This is a genomic window from Thioalkalivibrio sp. ALgr3, assembly GCF_000377325.1.
GTDB lineage: Bacteria > Pseudomonadota > Gammaproteobacteria > Ectothiorhodospirales > Ectothiorhodospiraceae > Thioalkalivibrio.
Genome location: NZ_KB897998.1, coordinates 1 through 20,466 on the forward strand (window position 1 = coordinate 1; position 20,466 = coordinate 20,466).

The 20,466-nt window shown below is 68.2% G+C and carries 19 protein-coding genes; 4 read left to right on the forward strand and 15 right to left on the reverse strand.

What is annotated here, in order from left to right:
- The first annotated feature begins 310 nt into the window (after positions 1-310).
- Together C998_RS0112855 and C998_RS0112860 are read left to right on the forward strand one after the other, a co-directional pair.
- The gene (locus tag C998_RS0112855) at positions 311-1,615 is read left to right on the forward strand and encodes a citrate synthase (RefSeq protein WP_026279629.1); all 1,305 of its coding nucleotides are present in this window, start codon (positions 311-313) and stop codon (positions 1,613-1,615) included.
- A gap of 107 nt (positions 1,616-1,722) precedes the next feature.
- Positions 1,723-1,926, forward strand: coding sequence for a DUF2892 domain-containing protein (locus C998_RS0112860; protein ID WP_018871287.1), 204 nt, complete (start codon positions 1,723-1,725; stop codon positions 1,924-1,926).
- A gap of 100 nt (positions 1,927-2,026) precedes the next feature.
- Here the strand turns inward: C998_RS0112860 and C998_RS0112865 are convergent, their stop codons facing one another.
- The 9 genes from C998_RS0112865 to C998_RS0112905 all read right to left on the reverse strand — a co-directional run bounded on the left by C998_RS0112865 (position 2,027) and on the right by C998_RS0112905 (position 12,206).
- On the reverse strand, positions 2,027-2,458 hold the full coding sequence (locus tag C998_RS0112865) for a DUF86 domain-containing protein (RefSeq protein ID WP_018871288.1): 432 nt from the start codon (positions 2,456-2,458) through the stop codon (positions 2,027-2,029).
- Positions 2,448-2,834, reverse strand: a complete 387-nt coding sequence (locus C998_RS0112870; RefSeq protein ID WP_018871289.1) for a nucleotidyltransferase family protein — start codon at positions 2,832-2,834, stop codon at positions 2,448-2,450. Before C998_RS0112870 ends, C998_RS0112865 begins: the two co-directional genes overlap by 11 nt.
- A gap of 66 nt (positions 2,835-2,900) precedes the next feature.
- Positions 2,901-3,899, reverse strand: coding sequence for an ABC transporter ATP-binding protein (locus C998_RS0112875; protein WP_018871290.1), 999 nt, complete (start codon positions 3,897-3,899; stop codon positions 2,901-2,903).
- A complete protein-coding gene (locus C998_RS0112880; RefSeq protein WP_018871291.1) occupies positions 3,896-4,885 on the reverse strand; it encodes an ABC transporter ATP-binding protein in 990 nt (329 codons plus the stop codon). The genes C998_RS0112875 and C998_RS0112880 overlap by 4 nt, the downstream gene beginning before the upstream one ends.
- The gene (locus C998_RS0112885) at positions 4,885-6,219 is read right to left on the reverse strand and encodes an ABC transporter permease (RefSeq protein ID WP_018871292.1); all 1,335 of its coding nucleotides are present in this window, start codon (positions 6,217-6,219) and stop codon (positions 4,885-4,887) included. The genes C998_RS0112880 and C998_RS0112885 overlap by 1 nt, the downstream gene beginning before the upstream one ends.
- Positions 6,216-7,328, reverse strand: a complete 1,113-nt coding sequence (locus tag C998_RS0112890; protein ID WP_018871293.1) for an ABC transporter permease — start codon at positions 7,326-7,328, stop codon at positions 6,216-6,218. The genes C998_RS0112885 and C998_RS0112890 overlap by 4 nt, the downstream gene beginning before the upstream one ends.
- A complete protein-coding gene (locus C998_RS0112895; protein ID WP_018871294.1) occupies positions 7,321-9,861 on the reverse strand; it encodes an ABC transporter substrate-binding protein in 2,541 nt (846 codons plus the stop codon). The genes C998_RS0112890 and C998_RS0112895 overlap by 8 nt, the downstream gene beginning before the upstream one ends.
- 22 nt (positions 9,862-9,883) lie before the next feature.
- On the reverse strand, positions 9,884-11,179 hold the full coding sequence (locus tag C998_RS0112900) for a TlpA disulfide reductase family protein (RefSeq protein ID WP_026279630.1): 1,296 nt from the start codon (positions 11,177-11,179) through the stop codon (positions 9,884-9,886).
- Between the two features lie 43 nt (positions 11,180-11,222).
- Positions 11,223-12,206 carry an MBL fold metallo-hydrolase gene (locus tag C998_RS0112905; RefSeq protein ID WP_018871296.1) on the reverse strand — a complete coding sequence of 328 codons (984 nt, stop codon included), beginning with the start codon at positions 12,204-12,206 and terminating at the stop codon, positions 11,223-11,225.
- A 195-nt stretch (positions 12,207-12,401) separates the two neighbouring features.
- On the opposite strand from C998_RS0112905, the gene C998_RS0112910 reads away from it, so the two are divergent.
- Positions 12,402-12,608 (forward strand): hypothetical protein, encoded by a 207-nt coding sequence (locus C998_RS0112910; RefSeq protein WP_018871297.1) that lies wholly within the window; start codon positions 12,402-12,404, stop codon positions 12,606-12,608.
- Between the two features lie 31 nt (positions 12,609-12,639).
- Here C998_RS0112910 and C998_RS0112915 read toward each other — a convergent pair whose 3' ends face one another.
- From C998_RS0112915 to C998_RS0112935, 5 genes are all read right to left on the reverse strand, one after another.
- Positions 12,640-13,974, reverse strand: a complete 1,335-nt coding sequence (locus C998_RS0112915) for a diguanylate cyclase domain-containing protein (RefSeq protein WP_018871298.1) — start codon at positions 13,972-13,974, stop codon at positions 12,640-12,642.
- Positions 13,971-15,464 carry a circadian clock protein KaiC gene (gene kaiC, locus C998_RS0112920; protein WP_018871299.1) on the reverse strand — a complete coding sequence of 498 codons (1,494 nt, stop codon included), beginning with the start codon at positions 15,462-15,464 and terminating at the stop codon, positions 13,971-13,973. The genes C998_RS0112915 and kaiC overlap by 4 nt, the downstream gene beginning before the upstream one ends.
- On the reverse strand, positions 15,461-15,760 hold the full coding sequence (locus C998_RS0112925) for a circadian clock KaiB family protein (RefSeq protein WP_018871300.1): 300 nt from the start codon (positions 15,758-15,760) through the stop codon (positions 15,461-15,463). Before C998_RS0112925 ends, kaiC begins: the two co-directional genes overlap by 4 nt.
- Before the next feature lie 101 nt (positions 15,761-15,861).
- On the reverse strand, positions 15,862-16,521 hold the full coding sequence (nudF, locus tag C998_RS0112930; protein ID WP_018871301.1) for an ADP-ribose diphosphatase: 660 nt from the start codon (positions 16,519-16,521) through the stop codon (positions 15,862-15,864).
- Entirely contained in the window at positions 16,518-18,632 is a 2,115-nt protein-coding gene (locus tag C998_RS0112935; protein WP_018871302.1) for a S9 family peptidase, read from the reverse strand. The genes nudF and C998_RS0112935 overlap by 4 nt, the downstream gene beginning before the upstream one ends.
- Before the next feature lie 288 nt (positions 18,633-18,920).
- On the opposite strand from C998_RS0112935, the gene C998_RS0112940 reads away from it, so the two are divergent.
- A complete protein-coding gene (locus C998_RS0112940; protein WP_018871303.1) occupies positions 18,921-19,352 on the forward strand; it encodes a DsrE family protein in 432 nt (143 codons plus the stop codon).
- A gap of 82 nt (positions 19,353-19,434) precedes the next feature.
- Here C998_RS0112940 and C998_RS0112945 read toward each other — a convergent pair whose 3' ends face one another.
- Positions 19,435-19,884 (reverse strand): Rrf2 family transcriptional regulator, encoded by a 450-nt coding sequence (locus C998_RS0112945; RefSeq protein ID WP_018871304.1) that lies wholly within the window; start codon positions 19,882-19,884, stop codon positions 19,435-19,437.
- Positions 19,885-20,466: the final 582 nt, after the last annotated feature.

Consider the following 20,466-nt stretch of genomic DNA (forward strand, 5'->3'; position numbering starts at 1 on the left):
CACGCTCGCGCTCGAGTCGCTTTTGCGTGCGAACAAGGCGCGGCGACCGCCGTGCAGTCATTCTGCACAAGGGAGCCGCAACGCCGTGCGCGCGCAAAAGCGGCCGAGCCCCTTCGGGGTTGGCGCCCCGGGTTCCCCGATCCTGCGTTGCGCCGCTTGCGGGTAGAACCACTACCCGCTGCGCGACGCGCCTTGTCTCGGAAAACCCGGGGTGCCAACGCGAGCGTGCACATGTGCGGCTGTGGCCGCGGAACGATTGGTTTACCATTCGGGTCTGGTCGCCATCATCGATTCCACGCGAGGCCGTTCCATGAGCAAGACCGTCACGCTGACCGACAACTCCACCGGCAAGAGCATCGAGCTGCCGCTGCAGGAGGGTTCGCACGGGCCCAACTGCATCGACATCCGCGCGCTGTACAAGGAGCTCGGCTACTTCACCTACGATCCGGGGTTCATGTCGACCGCCAGCTGCCGCTCGGACGTCACGTTCATCGACGGCGACGAAGGCACCCTGCTGTATCGCGGCTACCCCATCGAGCAACTCGCCTCCGAGAGCACCTATCTGGAGGTCTGCTACCTGCTGCTCAACGGCGACCTCCCGTCCTCCGACGAGCTGCACGACTTCTCGCGCATCATCAAGGAACACTCGATGCTGCACGAGGCGGTGCGCCGCTTCTTCGACGGCTTCCGCCACGACGCGCACCCGATGGCGATCATGGTCGGCGTGGTCGGGGCGCTGTCGGCCTTCTACCACGACAACGTGGACGTGCATAACCCGGAACACCGGCGCATCGCCGCGCACCGGCTGATCTCCAAGATGCCGACCATCGCCGCCTGGTCGTACAAGTACGCCAACGGCCAGCCGTTCATGTACCCGGACAACAACCTGTCCTACACCGCCAACTTCCTGTCGATGATGTTCGGCGTGCCCAGCGAGCCCTACCAGCCGAACCCGGTGTTCGTGCGCGCGCTGGACCTGATCCTGATCCTGCACGCCGACCACGAGCAGAACGCCTCGACCTCCACCGTGCGCCTGTCCGGCTCCTCCGAGGCCAACCCGTTCGCCGCGATCTCCGCCGGCATCGCCTCGCTGTGGGGTCCGCTGCACGGCGGCGCGAACGAGAAGGTCATCCGCATGCTCGAGGAGATCGTGCACAGCGGGAAGAGCGTCGAGGAGTTCGTCGCCCGGGCCAAGGACAAGAACGACTCCTTCCGCCTGATGGGCTTCGGCCACCGGGTGTACAAGAACTACGACCCGCGCGCGAAGATCATCCGCAAGATGTGCCACGAACTGCTGGAAGAGATGGGCGACATGGGCGCCGACAACCAGCCGCTGTTCGACGTGGCCATGGAACTCGAACGCATCGCGATGGAGGACGATTACTTCATCGAGCGCAAGCTCTACCCCAACGTCGACTTCTACTCCGGCATCATCCTGCGCGCGATGGGCATCCCGCTGAACATGTTCACCGTAATCTTCGCCCTGGCCCGCACGGTCGGCTGGATCTCGCACTGGAACGAGATGATGCAGGACCCCGAATCGCGCATCGGGCGCCCGCGTCAGCTATATACGGGGTATCCCGAGCGCTCGTACGTGCCGATCGAGGAGCGCTGAGTCCGTTCGCGCGCACCGGAGCCCCGGGCCACGCCGGGTGTCTCCCTTGTGGACGCCCGGCGACGGCTGTACATTAGAAGAAATCGATATACGAGGAGGAGATCCCCATGAGCATCGACCGCATCGTCATGGCGTTTGCCGGCACCGTCATCATCATCAGTGCCATCCTGGCCTGGCAGTTCAGCCCGCTGTGGCTCCTGCTGACCGGCTTCGTCGGCCTCAATCTGCTGCAGTCCGCCTTCACCGGCTTCTGCCCGCTGGCCATGATCCTCAAGGCCCTGGGCGTGAAGCCGGGCGAAGCCTTCAGCTGAGGCCGCCCCGGCAGACACCCCGCGCCCGCCCCGACCGGCGGGCGCACAAAAGGGCCCGGACGGAGACGTCCGGGCCCTTTTTCGTTCAGAGGCTCGGGCTTCAGGACCGGGGCCGGAGGGATTCGGGCAAGTCCGCTACCAGAAAATCGTGGATGAACTGGTGTTCGCCTCGCCGAACGAGCTCGAGAATCAATCCGATGTCGAGATTGAGATAGTCATGCACGATGCGATTGCGGATCCCGACGATCGCGTTCCAGCGGGGCACCTCCGCCGGATCCACGAATCCGAGCCCGGCCAGTGCCTGGAAGGCGTCGTGCGCGGACACCGGGACTGGCTGCCCTGCGGCCTTGAGCATGTGTTTCGCCTTTCCGATGGCATTCTCGGCCAGCACCTGCAACGCGTGGAGAACCCCGTTCTCCTCCAGCGGCGACAATGACCCGCCGTCCTCGAGGCGTTCGGCGGCTTCGTCCAGCACGGCCCTCTGGCGGCCGGCCAGATGCCGCACTTCCTGGAGATAGAGCTCAAGCTGCATGCTCACGCTCCCATTCCCAGAACTCCAGCTCGCGCCAGGTACGTGTCAGGAACCACGCCCATGGCGGTCGATCCTCGCCGACCACCGGAATGCCCTCCTCGGCGACCACGGCCCGCATGGCCAGTCCGGCCCGCTCCAGATTGACGATGTCGACCCGGTCGTCGTGGGTGCCCAACGCGGCCGCAATCCGGCGACGCAGGGACTCGTCCCGCGCGAAAGCGTCGAGGGCATCATCAGGGGCGTCCGACCACTGTACGGCCAGGTCCCAGTCGCTTTGCTCGTGCGCATCGCCCCTCGCGCGACTGCCGATCAGTACCACGAAGTCCAGTCCGTCGAGGTCTTCAAGGGCGCGACGCAGTACCGTCGGTTCCGTCATGGTCCTGCTCCGTTGCGAGATTCAGTGCAGGAATCATGATAGCAGCCCCCGGGCGGAGAGCGCCGTTTACTCCGGTTCGCGCAGCCAGCAGGCGGCGCGGTGGTCCGGCGCGGGGCGGAAATCGGGCGGGTCGCGGGTCTCGCAGACGCCGGCCATGGCCTGCGGGCAGCGTGGATGGAAACGGCAGCCCGGCGGCGGGCTGACCAGGCTGGGGGCCTCGCCGCCGGGGATCTCGCGCATCTGCCGCGCGTTGGCGGGGTCGGGGTCGGCCAGCGCGGACAGCAACGCCTCGGTGTAGGGGTGCTGCGGGGCGTCCAGCAGCGCGTCCACCGGCGCCTGCTCCACGATGCGGCCGGCGTACATCACCATCACCCGCCCGGCGTAGTGACGCACGGTGGACAGATCGTGGGTGATGTAGAGCAGCGCGATGTCGTGCTCGCGCTGCACGCGATGCAGCAGGTCGAGGATCTCCACCCGTACCGAGGCGTCCAGCATCGACACCGGTTCGTCGGCGATGATCAGCTTCGGCCGCAGCAGCAGGGCGCGGGCGATCACCACCCGCTGCTGCTGCCCGCCGGACAGCTGATGCGGGAACTTGCCGCGCACCTGCGCCACCGGGGTCAGCCCGACCTCCTCCAGCGCCGCATCGATGCGCCGTTCGCGCTCGGCGCGCGGGCCGATCCCGTGCACGATCAGCGGTTCCTCCAGCGCCCGGCGGATGTCCATGAACGGCGGCAGGGCGCCGTAGGGATCCTGCTGCACGTACCCCACCCGGGCGCGGTACGCCTTCAGGTCGGCTCCCTTCAGATCGGCCAGCGACTGTCCCTCGAAGCGCACCGCCCCGCCGGTGGGCCGGTTGAGCCCCAGCAGGGTGCGCGCCAGCGACGACTTGCCGCAGCCGGACTCGCCCACCACCGCGGCGGCCTCGCCGGCATCCAGGGTGAAACGCACCCCGTCCACCGCGCGCACGGTCCCGGTGCGGATGAATCCCCACTGGCGCAGTTCGAAATGGGTCTGCAGGTCGTCGGCGACCAGCAGAGGTTCACTGCGGGCACGGGTGTTCATCCGGTACCTCCCGCGTCATGCAGCCAGCAGCGCACGCGATGGCGCGCATCCGGGTGGAACACCGCCGGGTCCTCGGCGCAGCGTTCGAACCGCCGCGGGCAACGCTCGGCGAAGCGGCAGCCGGTCGGCGGATCCTGCAGACTGGGCGGACGCCCGGGAATGGGCACCGGCGGTTCTTCCTGGCGCAGCCGCGGCACCGAGGCCATCAGCATCTGCGAATAGGGGTGCCCCGGGGCGGTGAAGAAGGCCTCGGCGGACGCCTCCTCCACCACCTGCCCGGCATACATCAGGGCGACGCGGTCGGCCAGTTCGCTGGAGGTGGCCACGTCGTGGGTAATCAGCACGAAGCTGGTGCCGCGATCGCGCTTGATGCGCTTGAGCACGTTCATGATCGAGGCCTGGGTGAGCACATCCAGCGCCGAAGTGGGCTCGTCGAGGATCACCAGGTCCGGGTCGGTTACCAGGGCCATCGCCAGCACCGCGCGCTGGCGCATGCCGCCGGACAGCTCGTGCGGATAACGCTGCAGGAAGTCCGTGGCGATGCCGACCTCCTCGAATGCCTCGGCCGCACGGGCCATGGCCGCCCGCCGCGACCAGCCGCGATGGATGCGCAGCGGCTCGGCGACCTGGTCGCCCACCCGCACCACCGGGTTCAGCGCATTCATCGCCGCCTGCATCACCAGCGCGATGCGGGTCCACCGCACCTCGCGGCGGAAGCGTTCCTCGGACAGGCCCAGCACGTCGCGCCCGTCCAGGCGTACCTGGCCGGTGGGTCGCCCGGCATTGCGCGGCAGGGTGCGCAGCAGGACCCTGGCCAGCGAGGACTTGCCGCAGCCGGACTCGCCCAGCACCACCAGCGCCTCGTTGCGGCGGATCTCCAGATTGACCCCGTCGACCGCGTTCACCGGCCCCTGCTCGGTGCGGTACTGCATGCGCAGGTCCTCGATCTCCAGCAGAGGGCTGTCGGGGTTGGCCGCCACCGTCATCACAGGTTCCTCAGCCGGGGGTTGAACACGCGATCCAGGGCGAAACCGAGCATGGCGAAACCCAGTCCGGTCAGCATCAGCAGCGCCGCGGGGCTCACCACCCAGTAGTAGAACCCGTGGTACAGGGCCGACTGGGCCTGGGCGTCGTGCAGCACCTTGCCCCAGGTCGGCAGCACCGGATCCCCCAGGCCCAGCACCGCCAGCGACGCCTCGAGGAAGACGTAGGTCGGGATCAGGGTCACGAACGTGGGGATCAGCACCGGCAGGATGCGCGGCACCATGTAGCGCAGCACGATCCGCGGGCTGCTGGCCCCGTAGGCGCGCGCCGCCTCGATGTACGGGGCCTGGCGGATCGGCAGCAGCATCGCGCGGTACATCTTGATCCCGGCGGAGAAGATCCCCAGGGCCACCACCACGCCCAGCATCAGCCAGATGCTGGTGGAATACAGGGTGCCCACCATCACCAGGATGGGCAGCAGCGGCAGGATGATGTTGACCTCGGTCAGGCGCTGGATCGCGGCATCCACCCAGCCGCCGTACCACACCCCGGCTGCGGCGATGATCAGGGTGGTGATGGTCGTACCCACCGCGGCGATCAGCCCGAACGCCAGCGCCACCGGCGTACCCCACAGCAGGGCCACGGACAGGTCGCGGCGCTGGTGGTCGGTGCCGAACGCGCCGTGGACCAGCCCGTAGGCCACCAGTTCGGCGTCCATGCGGCCTTCGGGCTCGAAATGCACGGTTTCCAGTACCAGCTCGTAGGTCCCCGGCAGGACCCGGGGTTCCGGGTCTTCGACATCGGCGTCACTGAACAGACCAACCTGCGGGGCATGCCCCAGGCGCCCCTCCAGGCCCTGGTCCTGGGAGATCGACACCCGCTCCTCGGCACTGACCCGCCGCGAGCCCAGGGCCACCTCGCTGCCGTCGGGCCGGTGCCAGCTCATGCGCACGAACGGCGGCCGCTGCTCGAACTCGGCCTGCAGGAACAGGTTGATCTCCCCCGGGAAATCGTCATAGGGGAAGTCGAAGCGCAGGGTCTGCTCCTCGATGCGTCCTCCGTCGAAGGCCGCGAATTCCCGCTCGGCCGCCTCGCTCCCGGCCTTCACGGTGCGCGGCGCGTTGCCGCCGAACAGCCGGTCCGTCCACACCGGTGCGGCATTCACCGGCAGGTCCTGCCAGACCTCGCCGCCACGCCAGAGCTTCTGCGCCTCGCTGTACGGGATGGCGGTGACCGCGTAGATCGCCGTGCCCAGCAGGGCGAGGATGATCAGCATCCCCGCCACCGCCGACGGATAGCGTCGCAGCCGGCGCAGGCCCTCGCTCCAGGGGCTCATGAACGGCCTCCTTCAATGCGCACGCGCGGATCGAGGATGGCGTAGAGGAAGTCCAGCACGAACACGGTGATGGCCAGCAGGTAGGCAAAGATCACCACCGATCCGATGATCACCGGGGTGTCGCGATGGCCGATGGCCTCGAACAGCAGCGTGCCCAGACCCGGCCAGTTGAACACCTGTTCGAGGATGATCGCGCCGCTCCACAGCCCGATCAGCATCAGCAGGAAACTGGTCACGATGGGCGACAGCGTGGGCCGCAGGATGTAGCGCTGTTCGATCAGGCGATCCGGCAGCCCCTTGGCGCGTGCCATCTCCACGTAGTCCTCGCTGGAATGGATCAGAAAGAAGGTGCGCCAGGAATAGATCGAGATGAAGATCTGCGAGATGAACATCGCCAGCACCGGCAGCGCCATGTGCCGGAGCACGCTGGAGGCGTAGGCCCAGCCGTCCTCCGGCGGTGGCACCGAGACCATCCCTCCCGCCGGGAACAGCGGCCAGATGAACGCCAGCAGCAGGATCAGGAAGATGCCGTAGAACCAGCCCGGCGCCGCCGAGCTCGGCGCCAGGCCGATGACGCTCTGATCCAGCGCCGAGCCGTAGCGCCGCGACAGCCCCAGCGCGGCAAACACCGCGACGAAGAACACCAGCAGGTTGGCGGTGCCGAACAGCAGCAGGGTGGCCGGCAGGCGTTCGGCGATGATGTTGAAGACCTGGCGCGAGCCGGCATCGGAATGCATCTCCTCGGCCCGGCCCAGGTCCAGGATCATCGCCTGGTAGAGATAGTCGAAGCTGCGCCAGATGAAGGGCTCGTCCAGGCGCAGGCGCTCCACTTCCAGCGCCACCTGCTGCTCGACCAGCTCGGTCCGCTCATCGGACGGCAGATCATGAAACGCCGGATCCGCACGCACCGCCTCGGCCGCCGTGGTCTCGATCTGGGCCAGGCGCAGGTCATCCACCTGCCCGCCCATGTTGGCGATCACGATGGTCAGGTAGACCCCGATCAGCACCGTCACCAGCAGCGCCAGCAGGCGCTTGCCGGTAAACACGGCCAGGCGGCGCAGATCGCGCAGCCAGCCGCGTCGGGCGGCGTTGACGGCCCCGTCAGTCATCGCCTTCCTCCGCTGGATCGGCCCGTGGTTGCGGCACCCGCCCGCCTGGCACCGTGGCGAACGCATGGGTGGCAAAGGCCGGCAGGGCGACCGGCGTCGCGGTCACCGCGAACTCCAGGCTGTTGGCCCCGGTACCCAGTGCGTCGAGGATCTCCGCATCCAGATCCAGGCGCCAGCGCCCGTCCGCATCCGGCTCCAGTTCGCCGCGCCGCGCGAGACGGTCGTCGCCATCGAACAGCATCCAGCGCACCTCGTCGATGTCCTCATGCGGATACGGCTCGCCGCCAAAACGGATGTCAAGGTCGAGGCGGACCGGTTCGCCCAGCTCGGCGATCAGCGGGCCATCCACGCTGACCTCGGGGATCCGCGGCTCCGCAAAGCGCAGCCACTTGTCCGCCGGATCGGGGAAGTCCTCGAAGCGGCGCAGCACCAGACTGCCCTCCACCGCGCGCACGCGGTGCAGGTAGAACGGCCCGTCGCCGACCCAGAAATGGCCGCGTTCGGCCTGCCACTGCTCCAGCGCCGCGTAGCGTTCGCGGATCTCCTCCGGATCGACCCACTCGCTCAGGGTCTCCTCGAACGGCAGCCGCTCCGCCGCGCGCGCCGCGCTCAGGTAGTCGCGCAGGATCTCCAGCGCCGGCCCGCCCACCAGGTTGGTCTGCTCCACGCCGCGCCGGTCGGCCTGACCGGTGGAAAAGGCCAGATCGCCCTGGCGCTCGGCCTCGATCCCCACCCCCAGCACATGCCAGGGCTGGGTGGCGGGCACGCGGTTGGCCACCAGGTTCTCCGCATCCGGGAACACCTGATCGCTGTAGACCTCCACCGTCAGCGGGTCGGTATCCGTGATGCGCCAGCCGCGGAAATGGCGCTCATAGACCGAAAACGTGGGCACGTGCCCCGGATCGAACAGCGCGCTGTCCTCATCGGCACGTTCGAAGGTCAGGATCCACGGCAGGATCATGTCGGCGACCGACACCCGGGAACCATCGTGCCAGTAGCGATCCAGGTACCCGTCGTGGAATTCGATCTCGGTACGCGAACGCGCCGTCAGGCCCTCCGGTTCGGCCTCGTCCACCGTCACCTTGCGTCCCTCTCCGGCGTCCCAGCGCAGCCAGGCATCGCCGGGCACCTCGATGCGCCCGGCGGTGTCCAGCTCCACCCAGTCCAGCGTGCGCCCGACCGGCGCGTCCTCTTCCACCGTGACCCGGGCGCGCGCGATGCGCTGGGGCCGGTAGAGCCCGGTGAACGGATCGGCCAGCGCCGCCGGATCCGACAGGGAACGCAGGATCATCTGATCGAAGATCCAGTTGGAACCGGCCACCGGGTTCCAGGGCTCGGTCAGCATGCTGGGCGTGCCGACCACCACGCGTCCGCCCAGGCCGTCGCGGAAACGCAGGGTGTAGGGCCACAGGCCGGAACCGGTCACGCCGCCGGCCAGATCCACCGCCACCTCGAGGTTCGCGGCATGCGGCCAGACGCTTTGCTGATCCACCAGCCAGATGCGCACCGAATCCTTCATGGCCAGCTCCAGGGCGCGCCCCATCAGCTCCTCGCGCTCCTCCACGGACTGATACTCGCGGCGTTCCAGGCGTTCGGCGAGATCGTCCAGTTCGGGATCGGGATCGTAGGCCTGCCACAGCGGATCGGGGCGCCCGCGGGGGGTGTAGTAATAGTTGAAGTCGCCGCCGACATCGCGGTTGATGACCGTGGATATCCAGCCGCCGGTATACACGTGCCAGCGCCCGGCGGCGGGATCACTGGCGATCCACAGGCGCGTCGCCTCGTCCGCGGTGCGGTACAGCCGCTCGACCTCGAAACCGAGGTCCTCCAGCCGGTTGGCCACGTAGTCGCCCACCCGCTCGCGGTTGTCCTCGGTGCGGATCAGCACGCGGATGCGGACCGGCGCGCCGTCATGGAACCAGCGACCGTCGCGTCGCTCCGCGCCCAGCGCCTCCATGCGTTCGCCGATCACCCGGCGCGCGCGTTCGGCATCGTGGCGGTAACGGATCTCCAGCTCACGCGCCGGTCCGGCCAGGCGAGCGTAATCCGGAAAGGCGGTGTTCAGCGGGAGATAACGCGGCGTGGCGAGCCCGCCGTACAGCTCTTCCGCGATATGGCTGCGATCCACCAGCCAGTTCATCGCCTCGCGGATCTCGCGATCGGCGAAGGGGTTCAGCTGGTCGTCCTCGAACTCGGCCGGATTCAGCGTGAGCTCGGCCACCGAACCGCGCGAGAAATGATGCCCCACCGCGGGCGAAGCCTGGATCTGGCGGAACAGCGTGGCCGAATCCAGCCCCTGGCCGAACAGGTGGTGCGACCCCCGTTCGATCAGCGCGGTGATGCGGCCGGGGTCGGATTCCACGGTGAACACCACCTCGTCGACCAGCGCCCCCTTTCGCTCCGCCGGATCGCCCGGCACGGGCTGCGGGGCGGCGGTATCTTCGCTGCGATCCCCCAACCACAGGGTGCCCGCGATCGCCACGGCCAGCAGGGCGAGGATCAGCAGGGGCAGCAGGCGGCGCAGGTCGATCAAGGGATCTCCTCGGGACTGGGGCTCAGGGCGTGGCGTCAGGGGCGGGTTCGTCGCGCAGTTCGTCGATCACTTCACGCACCTCGTCGGTGTCCCACTCGATGGCCTCGTTCACGGAATACCGCACCCGGCCCTCGCGGTCCAGCAGGAACGAGCTGGGGAAGGCGAACACGCCCCATTCCTGCGAGACCGCCCCATCCTCGTCCATCAGCACCGGGAAATCGACCTCGACCTCTTCCATGAATTCCAGGATATGCTCGGGCGACTCGCGGAAATTGATCGACACGATCGCGAACTCGTCCTCGTCATACGAACCTTCGAGGCGGTTCATCGACGGGATCTCGTGCACGCAGGGCGGGCACCAGCTGGCCCAGAAGTTCACCAGCGTCACTTGACCGGCACGATCCTCCAGCCGGTGGGTCTCGCCGCGCGCGGCGGTCAGTTCGTAGCCGGGCGGCTCCTCGGGCTCGCGCTCGACCATCCCGTGCTCGCTGCCCAGCGGCTGGTCGCGCTCCTCGTCCAGTTCGGCGACCTGCGCCGGGCGCGGCAGGCCCGCCAGCACGCGCGCCGTCGAAAGCAGCTGCTGCGGAGTTCGCTCGACCGCGTCACTGCCCGCCTCGTCGGGGCGCATGTAGTAGTCGCGCTCGCCGGCGATGATGCGCGCCAGCGCCGGGCTGCCGGCCGCGTGCAGATGCCGCATCAGTTCCGGCAGGCGGGCCGCATGGGCCCCCTCGGCGGGCTGGAACACCGCCACCGGCATGTTGGTCGCATCCACGATCCCGAACAGCTCCGGGTCATCCCCGGCGGCAGGGGTACCGCGATACAGGTTGGGGAACAGCAGGATCGCGCCGGCCACGGCATCCGGGTCGTCGGTCGCCAACTGCCATTCGCGCAGCCCACGCAGCGCGGGCACGCCCATGCGGTCGGAGGCCACCAGGGTCACCGGGGCATAACCCCGCGCCCCGGCCTCCTCCAGCAGCGCCGCGGCGGGCTTGCCCTCCAGCCCGCGCACGGTGGAACTCGAGCGTTCCAGCAGCAGCGAATCGAGCAGGTCCACCACCCACACCGTGGCGCCCTGCTCCGCCAGTTCGCCCAGCAGCTCGCGCGGGGCATCCAGATGCTCGGCGGCCGGGATCAGCCAGATGAACAGCGGACCCGTGCCTTCGGCCTCGCCGACGGTCTCTACCTCCAGCAGATCCCCGCCATCCAGTTCGATGGAGAACTCCTCCGCCGCGTCGTCGGCCAGCAGACCCGACGGCAGGAGGAGCCAGACCAGCCACAGCAGCACACGCCCCGTCCGGGACCACGGAATCGACCGCACATTGAACCTCGCGAATGGTGGGATAACCGGAAACCCGAAACGCCTACTCCATGAAGAGATAGGTTCGATTGATGTTGGTGCGATGCCAGTCGCCGAAATGTTCCAGGTGTTCGAACTGCGGGGCATCACCGAGGTCGTCCACCGCCTCCTGCAGCGAGGCCCAGTCTTCCAGCGCCTGTTCCACGCCACTGATTACGAACCGCAGGTAGTCCCCCGTTTCGGCGGTCACGAGGTCCATGCCCGCGACGTCCCCGTGGCCGGGCACCACGGCGGCCGGTGCCTTCTCTTCCAGCTTTTCCACCGCGGTCAGCCAGGCCACCGGATCGCTCCACGGATGGATGCCCAGCATGCGATCGAGATAGACCATGTCCCCGGAGAAGAAGACATCGGTCTGCGGCAGATACACCACCGCGTCGCCGGGGAAATGGGCATCCGCCCAGAACTCCAGATGGAATGCGGTGCCGCCGATCTTCAGCTCGTGGCGGTCACCTTCCAGCGGCTCGTCAGTTACCACGGCCTCGGTACCCTCGAAACGGTCTTCGAGGATCCCCGACATGCGTTCGATGTGGTCGTCGGCAAAATCCCTGCGGGTCTCGGCCGTGCGTTCCAGGGTGATCAGCTCGGCCCCCTGCTCGCGGAAATAGCCATCGGCCATCCAGCGGTGATCCTGCGAACCGATGCCGATGACATGGGTGACCGGCTGATCGGTGATTTCGCCGATCGCGGCCTCCAGCATCTCGCCAAAGGCGTACGACGGACCGGAGTCGATCAGCACCACCCCCTCGTCGGTCACCACGAAGCCCAGATTCATGGTCAGCCCGAGGTTGTCGTAGGTCCGCCCGTCGATGGAGCCGATGATCGCGTACACGTCTTCCGCCACGCGCACCGGCTGCAGTTCGTCCACCCGTTCCAGGTCGCTGGTGCGGGCATCACTCAGGCGCTCGTTCGGCCCCGGGACCTCGACCTCGCTCCCCGCGTCGGCACTCAGCGGAGCGGCCATGACCAGCCACAGGCATCCGGCCATCATCCATTGCAGTCTCTTCATCAGGTAACCCCCGAGCGGTCGTTATTGATTATCCATGGGACGCCTGGCGCGCCGGTTCATTCCCACCACTCGCGGGGAATGCAGGACGCACCATCGCCGTCCATGCTTAAAGAGTCCGTCTTGCGCGCCCGACCGCGGAAGGCGATCTCGGGCTACGGGACACTCGGGAGGAACGCCATGCAACACCGCCAGACCACGTTCATATTTGCCGGCACCGCCGCGCTTGGCCTGATGCTCGCCGGGGCCGCCCCCGCGATCGCCGACACCGACCGCTCGATGGGCGAACCGGTGGCCGTCGGGATGACGGCCGGCACTACGCATACAACCGTCGCGCGCGACGAGGAACGCGACCGCCGGATCCCCGACGAGTCCTGCCCGGCCTGACGGCACCCGGCCGGCGCCGGGCATCAAGGGGTCAGCCGCAGTCCGCCGGCCTTCCCGCGAATGGGGGGACCGGCGGGGTTTCTCCGGCACTGTTCGCGAACGCGAACAGCCCGCGCCCGCGATCCTTGGCACGGTACATGGCCTGATCGGCCGCATGGATCAGGGTGTCGCCGTCGCGCCCGTCTTCCGGGTAAACGGCAATGCCCACACTGGATCCGATGTGGATCTCGTGATCACGCACGTGGAACGGCGCCCGCAGCGCGTCAATGATCTTCTGCGCCACCACACCCGCATCGGCTTCGCGCTGGATATCCCGCACCAGCACGATGAACTCGTCCCCGCCCAGCCGCGCGACCAGGTCGCTCTCGCGCACGGTCTCGCGCAGGCGTGCGGCCACGGCCTGCAGGATCTCGTCGCCCACCGCATGTCCCAGGGCATCGTTGACCGGCTTGAAGTGATCCAGGTCCACGAACAGCACGGACACGATGTCGCCGTGGCGTCGCGCCTGCCCCAGCGCCAGATCGAGATGCTGATGGAAGGCGGTCCGGTTCGGCAGATCGGTCAGCGGATCGGCGTGCGCCAGATGGTCCAGGCGCTGCTGGGCCTCCTTCCAGCGGGTGATGTCCTCGAAGGTCACGATGAAATGGGTCGGCTGCCCCATCTCGCCGCGGACCGCGATCACCGTGGTCCAGGTGTAGCAGGGCCCGCCGTCGCGCCGGCGCTTGACCAGCTCGCCCTCCCAGCGGCCGGCGCTGTGCACCGCGGCCTCGATGGTTTCCAGCAGGGCCGGGTCCTGGTATTCCGAATCCAGCAGTTCGCCCATCGGCCGGCCGTGCACCTCTCCGGGCTGGTACCCGGTGATGGACATGAAGGCGGGGTTCACCTTCAGCACGCGCTGCCCTGCATCGGTGATCAGCAGCCCCTCGGAGGCGTTCTCGAATACCTGGGCCGCCAGGCGCAGCTCGTCTTCCATGGCCTTGCGCTCGGTGACATCGCGCAGGATCGCCAGGCTGGCGTCCTCCCCGTCCCAGCTCAGGGCGGTCACGTGCATCTCGGCGACGCGCGGGGCCTCGCCGGGAGGCAGCACGTCGATCTCGGTGCGTCCGGGAGCCGTCGGGAAACCGAACCCGGTGCCCCTCAGGGCCTGCAGGTCGCGCCCGAACAGCCGGCCGGCGGCCGGGTTGGCATAGCGCAGAACGCCCGCCGAGTCCACCACGATGATGGCATCGGCGGAGGCCTCGAGGATCGCCCGCAGGCCATCGCCCGACGGACCGGAGCCGGCGAAGTCGCCGCCCCCGTCGCCCGCCCACAGCACGGCGCCGGGCACCGCGGCCGGGGGCATCGAAAGGTCCGGATTCGGCATCATGTGTCCTCGTCTCCTTGCTGCACATGCACGGGATGGCCTTCGAGGATACCCTCCACGCCACGGAAGCGCTCGCCGATATGCATCCCGCGACCGTCGATGTTGAAACGCCGGATCCCGGCGTCATGTCCCGCGCCGCGCATCTTCAGCACGGCCAGGCCGCGATGGACCCGCCCGCGCATCTCGACATAGCGCAGGACGATGATGGAATCGGTCAGGGTGGAGATGTGCGCCTCGGTCACCGAGGCGCCGCCCATCAGCGACGGCGTGGAGGCGGTGAACAGCCCCGCAATCTGACGCTCCTTGATGAACGAGGTCAGGCTGATCACGAACTCGCGGAAACCGCGCGGGCTGGCCACGCGCTCCAGCGCGGTCAGGCTGTCGAGGGCGACCCGGTCCGGGCGGAAGCGGTCGATCTCCTCCTTGATCCGGACCAGGTGGTCCTCCAGTCCGGCGGCCTCGGGGTAGTCGCAGCGGATCGCCAGGTTCCCGGCCTCCTCCGCCGGGGCATAATCCACGCCCCACCCGCGCGCGTTGCGCATCAGCTGTTCGCGGCTTTCCTCGAAGGCGAACAGCATGCAGCGTTCGCCGGCGGCCAGTCCGCCCGCGGTGAACTCCGTCGCCATCAGGGTCTTGCCGGTGCCGGTAGCACCGGATACCAGCACGATCGAGTCGCGGTAGAAACCGCCACCGCACATCCGGTCCAGCTCGTCGTTGCCGGAGGTCGTGCGCACGTCGGTGGAATGCTGGGTCAGCTCCATCGCCGACAGCGGGATGGCGATCAGCCCGCCCTCCGGCAGGATGGTGAACGGGTACTCGCCTTTCTGGTGCTGCGTGCCGCGGAACTTGAGGATCTCCAGCGTGCGCCGGCGGGTCTCGTTCTCCAGAATGTTACGCAGGATCACCACGTTGTCGGCGACGAACTCCTCGACCCCGTGACGGGCAACGGGGCCGTATTCGGTCTCGCGTTCGGCGGTCATGACCGCCGTCACGCCCAGGGCCTTCAGCCGCGAGGCGATGCGGAACAGGTCGCGGCGCACCTGGCGCGTGTCGGGGAAGCGCGAGAACATCGCGCCCAGGGAGTCGATCGCCAGACGGCGGGCCCCGCTGCACTCCACCGCATGCTCGATGCGCGCCACCAGGGCCCCGAGGTCGTAGCTGCCGGCCTCCACCGTCTCCTCGTCCGGATCCGGCGACACGTCCACGAAGGTCCAGCGACCGTCGGCTTCCCATTCCGCCATCGGCCAGCCGAATGCACTGAAATTGCGCCGCAGATCCGCGGGCGACTCCTCGCACGTCACGAACACCCCGGGGGTGGCATCGCGCTGGATGCCGGCGGCCAGGAACTGGCCGGCAAACACCGTCTTGGCACTGCCCGGGGTACCGGCAACCAGCGTGGTGCGCCCCTCGGGCAGACCGCCACGGGCGATCGCGTCGAACCCCGGGATCCCGGTGGCCAGCTTGTCGATTCCTCCACCCATTTCTGCGGTCATTGCAGGGACTCCCGCTGCCCGGGCGTCACCAGCTCCAGCCCGTGCAGCACTTCGTCGCGGTCGGAGAGATCGCCGATGATGCGGCGGATCGGCGGAGGCAGCTCACGGATCAGGGTGGGGGTGGCGACGATGCGCTCGTTCTCGCCGCGCTCGGGATTTTCGAGCACGTCGATCACCTCGATCCGATAGCGTCCCTGGAGTTCTTCTTCACAGATGGCCTGCAGATTGGCCAGTGCCCGTGCGGACCGGGCCGTCTGCCCCGTCACGTACAGGCGGAGCAGGTATTCCTGCGCCACGTATCCTCCCCGGACGGCGATTGCGCCCTTGTCTCGAACCGGGAATTATCCGGAAGCCTGCCGCCATGCGTCAACGCAACCCGGTTCGGGCGGGGGAGTCTTCAGCGGCGCGACTCATCCGCCCGGGCACCCGCTCCCCATTCGCGCCGCAGCCGCTCGCGATTGAGCGCCAGCCACTGCAGCGCGATCACCGGCCCGGCCGAGTCGATGCGGCCGTCGTGCATCAACTGCATTGCCTCGTCGAAGGGCACGGTGAACACCCGGATGTCCTCGTCTTCGGCATCCAGTCCGTGCACGCCCCCGGCACCGAGGCTGTCCACCTCGCCGCAATAGATCCGCAGTGACTCGGAATTGCCACCCGGGCTGACATAGACCTCCTGCACGAACTCGATGCGCGCCGGGTTCACCCCCGCTTCCTCGAAGGCCTCGCGCCGCACCACGGCTTCCGGCTCCTCACCCGGTTCGATGACCCCGGCGACGAACTCCAGCAGCCAGGGTCCGGCCGGCTTCTCCAGCGCGCCGATGCGGAACTGCTCGATCAGCACCACACGGTCGGCCACCGGGTCATAGGGCAGCAGCACGGCCGCATGTCCGCGTTCGAAGCGCTCGCGCGTCAGCGGCCGGCTCCAGCCACCGCCGAACAGCCGGTGGCGCACCGTATAGCGGGCCATACGGAAGAAGCCCTCGAACAGCGACTCGCGCTCGAGGACCTCGACATCTTCGGGCCCCAGGCCCGGGCGGCGGCCATCGCCGGCGCTCACGGGGCCTCGACCTCATCGATGCCCTGACGCAGCAGCTCCAGGCGTTCCTGCACCGGCTCCGGGTATTCCGCCTGCCGACGCCCGCCGACATGCTCGGCGAGAAAGCCCTCCAGGCCGGCAAAGAACGCCAGGCGGTTGGTCTCGTTGACGAAACCGTGGCCCTCGTCCAGCGCCAGCAGGTACTCCACCGGATGCCCGGCGTCGCGCAGTGCCGCCACGATCTGGTCCGACTCGGCCTGCTTGACGCGCGGGTCGTTGGCCCCCTGGGCCACCAGCAGCGGCGACTCGATGCGGTCAACATGGAACAGCGGCGACTGCTCCTTCAGCCGCTCGCGGTCCTCCGGATCGTCCGGGTCACCCACACGCCCGTGCATGCGCTTGATCCCGGCCTCCCAGTACGGCGGGATGGACTCCATCAGGGTAATCAGGCTGGACGGCCCGACCATCGACACCCCGGCGGCGTAGAGCTCCGGGGTCCAGGTCAGCCCGGCCAGGGTTGCGTAACCCCCGTAGGAGCCGCCGTAGATCGCCACCCGGTCCGGATCGGCGATGCCCTCGTCGATCAGATGTTTCACCCCGTCGGTCACGTCGTGCTGCATCACGCCGGTGCCCCACTCCTGATTGCCGGCATTGAGAAACGCCTTGCCAAAACCGGAGGAACCGCGGAAATTCGGCTGCAGCACGGCGTAACCACGGTTGGCGAGGAACTGCACCTGTCCGCTGTAGCCCCAGGTGTCGCGCACCCAGGGACCGCCGTGCGGCATCACCACCAGGGGCAGGTCCTCGGCCTCCGCCCCGCGCGGCAGGGTCAGGTAGCCCGGGATCTCGGTCCCGTCGCGGGCTTCGTAGCGGATCGGCTCCATATACGCCAGCACGTCCTCGGGCAGATCCGGCCGGGTGCGATACAGGCGTTCGAGTTCGCGTTCGCGCAGATCCGCCACCCAGGCACTGCCGGGATCCACGTCGCGCTGCACGCCCACGGTCCACACGTCCTCGTCACGGGTCCACGAGGAGAACGACAGTTCCGCATCACCCAGCTCCGAACGCAGCCAGTCCAGCGCCTGCTCGAATTCCTCGTCGTGCGCGTAGATCCGCTGCCGGTCGCCGGTGTACTGCGTCGCCAGCAGGCGGTGGTCCTCGTCGGAAAACAGCGCGCGACCGAGATCCACCTCACCTTCCGGGTCGCGGTGCACCCGGGTCTCCTCGCCCGATTCCGGGTCGAACAGGACCAGCTCGCTCAGATCGCGATCCTCGCCCGCGTTGGTGCGCAGATAGAGCCTGGCGCCGTCCGCGTGGAAGCCGGCCAGCGAGCAGCTCTCGCCGAACTCGCAGGCGTAGATCTGCCGGAAATCGTCCTCGCCATCGACGCGCAGGATCTCGCTCCCGCCGTCGCCGGTGGTGCGCGTCGCCTTGCGCAGCTCGCCCTCGTGGAAATGCCAGCCTTCGATCTCCGCGGTGTTTTCCGCCACGAGCTCACGCTCGCCCGAGGCGATGTCGACCCGGTAGACGTCGTGCAGCCGGGGATCGCGGTCGTTCAGCCCCACGAACAGTTCCCCCGGGGCCTCCCGGGGCACGTGAAAGATGCGTGCACGCACACCGTCCCCGCCGGCCAGGTGACGGGATTCGGGGTATTCACCGGCTTCGGGCTCGGGCTCGACCGGGGCCTGCAGGGCGCGGATCTCGAAGTCTTCGTCACCGTCGGCGTCCCGCGCGTACAGCAGGTACTCGCCGTCGCGCGACCAGAAAAAGCCCGAGACCGACCGCTCTTCGGTGGTGACCGGCTGTGCCTGCTCGACCGGCTCGCCCCGCGCCACCACATGGATGTTCATCGCCCCCTCGTAGGGTCGCAGGAAGGCGACACGATCGCCGTCCGGGGAGATCCGCGCGGAGGCGTATTCCGGGTCACGGAAGAAGCGTTCCAGCTTCACCAGCGGCGGCGCCTCCTCGGTCCACGGGCCGGCGCCCTCCTCGGCCGGTGCGGTCTCGATCTGCGCACCGGCAAGGGCCGGCAGCGTCAGCAGCAGCGCACCCATGATCGCGGTGCGCCCGCGGGGGCCTCTGGCCCGGTCGCGCGCGCCGCGCCGGTTCGTCCTGTCCAGCGTCTCCAGCATCACGTCCTCCCCAGTCGCTCTGAATACAGGATGACAGCATCGGCCGGTTCACGGTTCCGCCGCCGACCCGGGAACTTCCTTCCCCGTCCCCCATCTACTGGTGAGATTCCGGCGAAAGACCTGCCTCCCGAAAGGAGCCGCGTGCCGCACCCGCCGGGAATCCGCGCGAACAACGAAGCACCCGATGCGACGCAATCGACATATGGACGCAGTCTGATTTGCATTCCATATAAGCATTCAACTACATTCGAAAACGCTTACATACCACCCAAACGGGAGACGTACCCCATGCGTACCATCAAGACCCTCGCTGCTGCCGCCGTCCTGACCTTTGCCGGTGCCGGCGCCGTTCAGGCCGACGAACCCTCGAAGATGTTCGCCAGCGTCACCTCCGGTGACGAACACACCCAGTTCATGTCGATGGTGCTGGCCAACCAGGCCATGGGCCAGGGCCAGGAAGTGCGCGTGCTGCTGTGCGGCCCGGCCGCCAAAATGGCGACCGACGACTTTGACGGCGCGACCATGCAGCCCGCCGACCGCAACGCCCAGCAGCTGCTGATGAACCTGATCAACAACGGCGCGAAGGTCGAGACCTGCGCCATCTTCCTGCCCAACACCGACTACACCGAAGAAGACCTGATCGACGGCGTCACCCCGGCCGACCCGGAAGACGTGGGCGCCTACATGGCCGACCCGACCGTGCGCTACTTCTCCAACTAAGCCGCACGCTGCCCGGCGACCCCGGGCAGATCCCCGAGGGCCCTCCATCCGGAGGGCCCTTTTTTTGTGGGCGGGTCGGGGCTCAGCCGGCGTCGGGGGCGTGCGGTTCGATCTGCAGCAGGGTGCGCAGACGGGCTTCGTTGCGAACGATGTCGGCGAGGGTGTAGCGGTCGAGCACGACGAGAAAGGCGTCGCGCGCCTCGTCGAGCAGGGGCTTGAGGCGGCAGGCCGGCGCGACCGGGCACCACGGCCGGGTGCAGTCGATCACCTCCAGCGTGGGCTCCATGTTGCGCACGACCTCGCCCAGATTGATCTCCTCGGGGGCCACCGCCAGCCAGATCCCTCCGCCCTTGCCACGCCGGTTGGCCAGATAGCCGAGCCGCCCCAGGCGGTGCACGATCTTCACCATGTGGTTGCGCGGGACCTCGAAGCGCTCGCTGATCTCCGAGACCGTGGTGCGGCCACCATCGGGCTGCACGGCCACGAACAGAAGCACGCGCAGGGCATAGTCCGTATGGCGGGTAAGCTGCATGGCACCGACCTCTTGCAGAAAGGCCGGCCCGCGCGCAACGCCGGGGCCGGCCCTTGTATTAGCTTTGACTAATTTAACATGCCCCGTACCCGGCGGCACGCGTCGAACATCGCGCCCGTCACCTCCGTGTCACCGGCGTCACTAGGGAAACACTGATCAATGTACACGTTCGCGTTGGCACCCCAAGTTTTCCGAGACAAGGCGCGGTGCGCAGCCGGTAGTGGTTCTACCGGCAAGGGCCGCAACGCAGGATCGGGGAACCCGGGGTGCCAACCCCGAAGGGGCTCGGCCGCCCGTTGTTGATCAAAAACGGGCGCGCGCACGGCGTTGCGGCTCCCTTGTGCAGAATGACTGCACGGCGGTCGCCGCGCCTTGTTCGCACGCAAAAGCGACTCGAGCGCGAACGTGTACATTGATCAGTGTTTCCCTAGTGTGCGATCCGGCGCACGGTGTCTTCCAGCACCTGCGGCTCGTCGATGTGCTCGGCCCACGCCATCACTGCCCGGGCCAGGGCCTGCGGCTGTTCACCGGCGGCCTGATGCGCCTGGTTGAAGACGTTCCTGAGCTCCGGATGGGCCTCGA

Bases quoted from the DNA above. Each gene is read 5' to 3' on its own strand.
- C998_RS0112905 (WP_018871296.1), bottom strand. From the start codon at position 12,206: ATGATGGCCGGATGCCTGTGGCTGGTCATGGCCGCTCCGCTGAGTGCC.
- C998_RS0112890 (WP_018871293.1), bottom strand. From the start codon at position 7,328: ATGACTGACGGGGCCGTCAACGCCGCCCGACGCGGCTGGCTGCGCGAT.
- kaiC (WP_018871299.1), bottom strand. From the start codon at position 15,464: ATGACCGCAGAAATGGGTGGAGGAATCGACAAGCTGGCCACCGGGATC.
- C998_RS0112915 (WP_018871298.1), bottom strand. From the start codon at position 13,974: ATGATGCCGAATCCGGACCTTTCGATGCCCCCGGCCGCGGTGCCCGGC.
- C998_RS0112875 (WP_018871290.1), bottom strand. From the start codon at position 3,899: ATGAACACCCGTGCCCGCAGTGAACCTCTGCTGGTCGCCGACGACCTG.
- C998_RS0112855 (WP_026279629.1), top strand. From the start codon at position 311: ATGAGCAAGACCGTCACGCTGACCGACAACTCCACCGGCAAGAGCATC.
- C998_RS0112865 (WP_018871288.1), bottom strand. From the start codon at position 2,458: ATGCAGCTTGAGCTCTATCTCCAGGAAGTGCGGCATCTGGCCGGCCGC.
- C998_RS0112885 (WP_018871292.1), bottom strand. From the start codon at position 6,219: ATGAGCCCCTGGAGCGAGGGCCTGCGCCGGCTGCGACGCTATCCGTCG.
- C998_RS0112860 (WP_018871287.1), top strand. From the start codon at position 1,723: ATGAGCATCGACCGCATCGTCATGGCGTTTGCCGGCACCGTCATCATC.
- C998_RS0112880 (WP_018871291.1), bottom strand. From the start codon at position 4,885: ATGACGGTGGCGGCCAACCCCGACAGCCCTCTGCTGGAGATCGAGGAC.
- C998_RS0112945 (WP_018871304.1), bottom strand. From the start codon at position 19,884: ATGCAGCTTACCCGCCATACGGACTATGCCCTGCGCGTGCTTCTGTTC.
- C998_RS0112935 (WP_018871302.1), bottom strand. From the start codon at position 18,632: ATGCTGGAGACGCTGGACAGGACGAACCGGCGCGGCGCGCGCGACCGG.
- C998_RS0112940 (WP_018871303.1), top strand. From the start codon at position 18,921: ATGCGTACCATCAAGACCCTCGCTGCTGCCGCCGTCCTGACCTTTGCC.
- C998_RS0112870 (WP_018871289.1), bottom strand. From the start codon at position 2,834: ATGACGGAACCGACGGTACTGCGTCGCGCCCTTGAAGACCTCGACGGA.
- C998_RS0112910 (WP_018871297.1), top strand. From the start codon at position 12,402: ATGCAACACCGCCAGACCACGTTCATATTTGCCGGCACCGCCGCGCTT.